4 protein-coding genes are annotated in these 7274 nt (G+C 66.6%); all 4 read left to right on the plus strand.

Annotation, left to right across the window (positions count from 1 at the left end; all coding sequences use genetic code 11):
- Window positions 1-33 precede the first annotated feature (33 nt).
- Entirely contained in the window at window positions 34-1902 is a 1869-nt protein-coding gene (locus DIE21_RS38205; RefSeq protein WP_124501573.1) for an FHA domain-containing protein, read from the plus strand.
- Window positions 1880-3289 (plus strand): HlyD family efflux transporter periplasmic adaptor subunit, encoded by a 1410-nt coding sequence (locus DIE21_RS32825; RefSeq protein WP_124501574.1) that lies wholly within the window; start codon window positions 1880-1882, stop codon window positions 3287-3289. The genes DIE21_RS38205 and DIE21_RS32825 overlap by 23 nt, the downstream gene beginning before the upstream one ends.
- Window positions 3290-3388: 99 nt before the next feature.
- A complete protein-coding gene (locus tag DIE21_RS32830; RefSeq protein ID WP_124501575.1) occupies window positions 3389-4141 on the plus strand; it encodes a peptidylprolyl isomerase in 753 nt (250 codons plus the stop codon).
- A gap of 18 nt (window positions 4142-4159) precedes the next feature.
- Window positions 4160-7231 (plus strand): peptidase domain-containing ABC transporter, encoded by a 3072-nt coding sequence (locus DIE21_RS32835; RefSeq protein WP_124501576.1) that lies wholly within the window; start codon window positions 4160-4162, stop codon window positions 7229-7231.
- Window positions 7232-7274 lie beyond the last annotated feature (43 nt).

The following is a 7274-nucleotide window of genomic DNA, read 5'->3' on the forward strand; positions in this document are numbered from 1 at the left end:
ATTGGCGGGCGCAGGTCGATCGTTGGTCGAATCATGGTTCCAGACGTCGCTTCGATTGCCGAGAAACAGGCCGCGCTCGACCGGCAGTTCGACATCGTGCTCAAGCCGGTTTCTCATCCGGAACTGAGCGAGATCCGGATCGACAAGGCGCTGTTCGCCGTCGGGCGGACAAACACACCGTTCGCGTCCGCGCGGCCCGAACTGGTCGCCGACCTGTCGCGCCGGCATGCGCGCATTTTCTTTGAAGGCAGCGCGGCCTATGTCGCCGATCTGGGCAGCAAGAACGGGACGGCCGTCAACGGTGTCGATGTCGGCGACAAGCCGCACCTGCTGCGCGACGGCGACGAACTGCGATTCGCCGGCGCGCTGGCGTACCGCGTCGCGTTCGTGCCGCGCGCGACGCGTCAGCCGGCGCGGCCGGCCGTGGTCACGCTGGCGCCGGAGCGCGACGATCTCGGCCTGCAACCGGTCATCATTACCGCCTTCCCGTTCCTCGTGAGCAAGACCGACGACACGTTCGCCTGCTACCGGAACGCGTATCCGCATCAGGTCAACTACCTGTCGCGCCGGCATGCGCACATCTACGTGCAGGACGGCGAGGTCTTCGTGGAAGACCTCGGCAGCACGAACGGCACGTTCGTCGACGGCCGGCGCCTCGACGAGCATGCGGCGCCGCTCGGCGACGGCGCGATGCTCGCGTTCGGCGGCGACCATTTCGTCTATCGCGTCGGCGTGCAGCGCGAACCCGGGCCGGACTCCACCGTGACGGCCGCGTCGGCGCCCGGCGCCGCCGCGAATGCGGCCGCCGCGGACCCCGACCGGACGACCTTCGTCGATACCGCGCATTCGTTCCTCGACATCTTCTGCACGGTTCCGGCCGTACAGCAGGACGACGAGGTCAACCCGCACGCCGCGCATGGCGCCGCCGAAACCGCGCATGACGCGCGCCACCGGCGCGCCAGGATCGAAGTCTTCCTGTCGGAGCTGAGCGAGGCGTTCGGCGGCAGCGGGCACATCGACCTGCACCGGCTCGGCTGGTGGAGCGGTGGGCTGCTTGCGGCGGCCGTCCTGCTGCTCGCGACGCTGTATTTCCAGGACGCGCCGCTGCGCGAGATGCACGCGCTGCTGGCGCGCGGCGACACCGCGCAGGCGGCGCAACTTGCCGACCGCCATCTCGCGAGCCATCCGGAAGATTCGGCGTTCCTCGCGCCGGGTACCGAGGCGCTCATCCGGTCGAAAGTACCGGACTGGATCGCCGCCATGAACGTGCGCGCCTTCGACCGCGCCCATGCCGTCGTGCAGGACATGCGCACGCTGGCCCGCCATAACGCCGACGCACGGCCGCTCGTCGAGGAAGTTGCGTGGATCGGCGAGTTGCAGGCGTTCGTGGCCGGGCACGGCGGGGCGGAAGCACCGATCCGCATCTATCGCGACGAAGCGCCGATCAAGGCATTGACCGGCCGCTGGAACGACGACCCGGGCGCGCATCAGCGGCAGCTCGACCGGATTTCGTCATACGTTCCGGCGTTCAGCGTGCTGTATGCCGACGCGCTCAGTCAGCTGCGCCGGCTGCAAAGCGACAACTCCGTCTATGTGGCGGCGCTCGAGCGGTTGCAGCGCGCGATCGCGTCGGCGCTCGACGACGACCGGCTCGACGGTCTCCCGGCGCTGCTTGCCGATAACGAGCAGCGCTATCCGCGCCTCGGCGGCCTCGACGCCGTGCGTGCCGATCTGCAGCAGTACCTGCAGTTCGAGAGCGACGCGCGGGCCGGGCATGGGCCGGCCGTGCTGGATCGCCTCAAGCAGTTCCGCTTCGCGACGCCGCAATTCGCTGCACATGTCGCGACGCTGGAACGGCTCGCTTCGTCGGGAGGGCGCGGTGAAGCTCGACAGTCTCCTTAAGCGCGCGCGGCAGGCGCCGTCGCCGGAGCCGCCACGTTCGCTGGGCGAGGCGCTGGAGGATCACAGCGCCGAAGGGATCGCGATCCTGACGGCGCGGCCGTGGCGGCTCACGCAGGCGACCATCATCGCGCTGGCAGGGCTCGTCGTGTGTGCACTCCTGTGGTCGTTCGTCGGCCGCGCCGACGTCATCGTGACCGCGCAGGGAGCGCTCGCGCCGGAGTCCGAGGTGCGCCGCATCTACGCGCCCGTCGACGGCGAGCTGGTGGACATCTATATCGCCGAAGGTCAGCCGGTCGAAAAGAACGACGTGATCGGCCGGATCAACGCGCGCGGCGCGATCGAGGCGGCGACCAACGCGCTCGATGCGCGCCTCAAGCTCGACGACGCGGAGCGCGAATGGAAGCAGTTTCCGGACAAGAAGCAGCTGATGGAGCGCAAGGCGGACGCACTGAAGCAACAGATCGAGGTCGAGGAGCACCTGCACCAGAACCGCATTGCCGAAGGCACCAGCAAGCTCGCGCAATCGCAGCGTGCGCAGATCGACGAAGCGCGCAGCAATATCGACAACGCCCGCCACGCGCTCGATCTCGCGAAGGACGAACAGGACAAGTACGCGCGCCTGTTCGCGCTGCCGGGCGGCGGCGGCGTGTCGCAGAGCCAGGTGGAGCAGAAGCGCAGCGCGTACCTGCAGGCCCAGGACAGCTACCGCGTCGCGCAGGCGCGGCTCACGCAGCTCGAGGCGCAGCAGAGCCACGAGTTCGCGCAGGCGAAGGCGCAACTCGAAGGCAGCGGCGAGACGCTGACCGGGCTGCGCATCCAGTACGACGCGACCGTGCGCGACATCGCGAACACCGAAGAGAAGCTGCGCCTGCAGGTGCAGACGGCGCGCCTCGCAGCCGATGCCGCCGCGCGGATCCGCTTCGAGAACATCGACAAGGACAATTTTCTGCTCGTGCTGGCGCCGGTCTCCGGCGTGATCACCGATGTGACCACGACGCAGCCGGGCGACAAGATTCTCGCCAACACCCCGCTCGGCAGCATCGCGCCGTCCGATGCGCGGCCGGTGGTGAAGGTCGCGATCGCGGAGCAGGACCGCGCGTTCCTTCATGAAGGCCTGGCCGTGAAGCTCAAGTTCAATGCGTTTCCGTATCAGCGCTACGGCGTGATCGACGGCACGCTCGAATACATCTCGCCGGCGACGAAGCCGCAGGCGCAGACGAAGGAACCCGTCTACGAAGGCCGCGTGGCGCTCGTGCGCAACGCGTACACGATTGCCGGCACGAAATACCCGCTGCGCTACGGGATGACGGCCACGGCGGAAATCGTGGTGCGCGAGCGCCGCCTGATCGGGTTCGCGCTGGACCCGTTCAGGCAGATCGCGGGCTGAGGTGGACTGACACGGCGTCGCGGAATGCAGGCAAGCGGGGACGCGAGGCACCGGCGGCGAATCAGGACGATCGCCGCTTACAGGATCAAGGGGAACGAGATGACGGCAATAGTGCGTATCGACGACGAGGTGATCGGCACCGACGACTTCATCCGCGTGCTGAAGCTCACCGGGCAGTTCGAGGGCCTCGTCGAACAGCAGGTTCGCGACCGGCTGACGGTGATCGCGGCGCGGAAGATGGGCATGCAGGTGACGCCGGAGGAAATCCAGGAGCGTGCCGACCAGTTTCGCCGCGTGCGCGGCCTGCACCGCGCCGCGGACATGAACCGCTACCTGGACGTGCTCGGCGTGAGTCTCGACGAGTTCGAGCGCTTCATCACCGACACGCTGTACCAGGAAAAGACGCTCGACACGGTGTGCAGCGATGCGGCCGTCGAAGCGTACTTCAAGCTCAATTCGCCGAAGTTCGACAGCATCGAGGTCAGCCACGTCGTGCTGGATTCGGAAGGCAAGGCACGCGAAATGATGGCGATCCTGGAGGACGACCCGAGCTGCTTCGGCGACATGGCGCGCGAGCATTCGATCGCCGACACGAGCGAGCGTGGCGGCGTGATCGGCAAGGTGCTGCGCGGCTCGCTGAAGACGGATATCGAGGCCAAGGTGTTCAACGCGCACGTGGGCGACCTGCTCGGGCCGTTCGCGGCGCCCGACGGCTCGTTCTTCGAAATCTTCTCGGTGACCGCGAAGCATCCGGCCGCGCTCGACGCCGACGTCGCGTCGGAGGTGCGCCGCCTGCTGCGCGAGGAGTGGCTCGCCGAGCGCGCGCAGGAACACATCATCGAGGCACGTTGATCACGGAGAATCGCATCGATGGACGCACAAGCCCCCGCCCCGGCCAGCACCCCGTCACTCGCGGCGTTTCTCGCGTCGGTGGAGCCGCTGTCGCTCTTCTCGCCCGACGAACTCGATCGCATGGCCGCCCATGCGCAGGTGCGCACCTACGCGTTCGGCGACACCGTCTGCAATCGCGGTGAACCGGCCGAGGGCCTGTATGTGCTGCGCTTCGGTTCCGTGCGCCTGATCGCCGACGAGCGCGGCAAGGAAACCAGCGTCGGCGTGCGCAAGGAACGCGAAGTGTTCGGTGAAATGGCGATGCTGCGCGACTACTGGCACGAGGTGTCGGTGCGCGCGTCGACGAAGACCGAGGTGCTGTGCATCCCGCGCAGCGCGATCGAGCCGATCCTGCGCGACAATCCCGCCGCGCAGTCGTTCGTGACGAGCTATGTCGCGATCAGCTCGGCCGGCGGTTTCGTGACGCGGCTGTTCGACCTGCGCGGCAAGCTGACGCGCGCCGAACTCGAGGAGTACGTGTCGAGCGTCGGCGTGAAGCGCGTGCCGGCCGGCAAGGAGATCGTCCGGCAGGGGCCGGGCGGCGACCTCCGGCTGTATGTCGTGCGCCAGGGCGAGGTGAGCGTGTCGTGCCACGAGGGCGGCAACGACTATCCGCTCGCGACGCTCGGCGCAGGCGAGATCTTCGGCGAGCGCGCGTGCCTGCTGCGGCAGGAGCAGGCGGCGACCGTCACCGCCGTCACCGATACGCGCCTGCTCGTCATTCCGGAAAAGACCGTGCACTTCATGCTCGAGCGCAACCCGAAATTGCGCGAGGTGCTCGAGGAGCGCATCCGTTTCGGCGAGCAGGAACTGACGCGGCAGAAGAAACTCGCCGAACGGCGCCGCCACCCGCTGCAGATCGATATCGGCGCCGACGCCGCGTTCGGCGAGCGCATGATCAAGCGTTTCGTGCTGGTCGAGCAGGCGGAGGAAATGGATTGCGGGGCGGCGTGCCTCGCGATGATCTGCCGTCACTACGGCGTCGCGATGACGCTTGGCAAGCTGCGCGATCTCGCGAACGTGACGACGCAGGGCGCGACGCTCGACAGTCTCGCGCGCACCGGCGAGGCGGTCGGCTTCGCGACGCGCGGCGTGCAGTGCACGTACGAGGCGCTGCTCGGGTTCGACCTGCCGTTCATCGTGCACTGGGAGGGATACCACTACGTCGTCGTGTACGGCGTGTCGAAGTCGTGGGTGCGTATCGCCGATCCGGCGCTCGGCTTCAGGAAGCTGAGCGTCGAGGCGTTCGAGCGCGGCTGGAGCGGCACCTGCCTGCTGTTTACCGCGAGCGGGCCGGCCGCGGCGCCGGCCGAGTCACGTTCGCCATGGGTGCGCTTCATCGGCTATCTGCGCCCTTACCGGAAGATCCTCGCGCATCTGTTCCTGGCGACGTTCGTGATCCAGGTGCTGGGCGTCATACCGCCGCTCATCATCCAGAGCATCCTGGATGGGGTAGTCGTGCACCAGAACGTCAACCTGCTGCACCTGCTGATTGCCGGGCTCGTCATTTCGCACGTGTTTACCCAGTTGATGACCACGATCCGCGCGCATCTTTCCAACTTCATGGTGCGCAGTCTCGACTTCGCGATGATGTCGCAGTTCTATCAGCATACGATGTCGCTGCCTTACTCGTTTTTCGCGCGCCGCAAGAGCGGGGACGTGTTCGCGCGCTTCCAGGAGAACCAGACGATCCGGGCGTTCCTGACGGAGTCCACCGTCACCACCGCGCTCAATCTTCTGATGATCTTCATCTACTTCACGATCATGTTTCTGTACAACGTGAAGATGACGCTGGTGCTGATCGCCTTCGTGATTCCGATCATGGTGCTCACGGCGCTCGCGACGCCCAGGCTGAAAGGCTATGCGCGCGAGATGTTTGCCGCGTCCACCGACGCGAAGTCGCTGCTGATGGAGACGCTCGGCGGCGTCGAGACCGTGAAGGGCATGGGCATCGAGCGGTCGGTCCGGCTGAAGTGGGAGCGCAAGTATGCGAAGGCGCTCGACGTCCAGTACCGTGCGCAGTCATTCAATATCCTGGTGGCGCTGGGCAGCCAGTTGCTGAATGCGGCGACCACCATCGTGATCCTGTGGGTCGGTGCGAACCTCGTGCTCGCGCATGAACTCAGCATCGGGCAACTGATCGCCTTCAATGCGTTCATGGGCAGCGTGCTGGCGCCGCTGATGGGACTCGTCGGCATGTGGAGCCTGATGAACGACGCGGCGGTGGCGATGGAGCGGCTCGGCGACGTCCTCGACATCGAGCCCGAGCAGCGGCCGTCCGAACTGGCCTCACGCGTGCTGCTGCCCGACCTGCAGGGCGACATCGGCTTCGACGGCGTGTATTTCCGCTACGGCGGCAACGAAACGCCCTACGTGCTCGAGAACATCAACTGCACGATCAAGCGTGGCGAGATGGTGGCCATCGTCGGGCGCAGCGGTTCGGGAAAAACCACGCTGGCGAAGCTGCTCGTGGGATTCTATGCGCCCACGGACGGCAAGATCGTGGTCGACGGATACGACATGAGCGCGATCGACAAGGCCTGCTACCGTGCGCAGATCGGTTACGTGATGCAGTCCAATCTGGTCTTCTCCGGATCGATTGCCGAGAACATCGCATGTGGCGACGCGAGTCCCGACTGGCGCCGCATGGAGGAGGTCGCCCGGATGGCCGACGCGCATGCATTCATCAGCAAACTGCCGCTCGGCTACGAGCAGGTGGTGGGCGAGCGCGGCGTCGGCCTGTCGGGCGGCCAGATCCAGCGGCTCTGCATCGCGCGCGCGCTGTATCACGACCCGCGCCTGCTCGTGTTCGACGAGGCGACATCGTCGCTCGACACGCAGTCGGAGAGCAACATTCTCGCGAACATGCACGAAATCCTGCAAGGGCGCACGGCGGTGATCATCGCGCACCGGCTCAGCACCATCATGCGTGCCGACAAGATCCTCGTCCTGTACGAAGGCGCGATCGTCGAACAGGGCTCGCACGACGAGCTGGTCGCCCTCCAGGGCATGTATTTCCAGCTCGTGCAGAAACAGCTGGGTGCCGCATGAAACTCTTCGACCCGCACGGATTCGGCAACTCCGCGATCTCGTA

It is taken from the genome of Burkholderia sp. Bp9140, from assembly GCF_003853425.1.
Taxonomy (GTDB): Bacteria; Pseudomonadota; Gammaproteobacteria; order Burkholderiales; family Burkholderiaceae; genus Burkholderia.

Bases quoted from the DNA above. Each gene is read 5' to 3' on its own strand.
- DIE21_RS32830 (WP_124501575.1), top strand. From the start codon at position 3,389: ATGACGGCAATAGTGCGTATCGACGACGAGGTGATCGGCACCGACGAC.
- DIE21_RS38205 (WP_124501573.1), top strand. From the start codon at position 34: ATGGTTCCAGACGTCGCTTCGATTGCCGAGAAACAGGCCGCGCTCGAC.
- DIE21_RS32835 (WP_124501576.1), top strand. From the start codon at position 4,160: ATGGACGCACAAGCCCCCGCCCCGGCCAGCACCCCGTCACTCGCGGCG.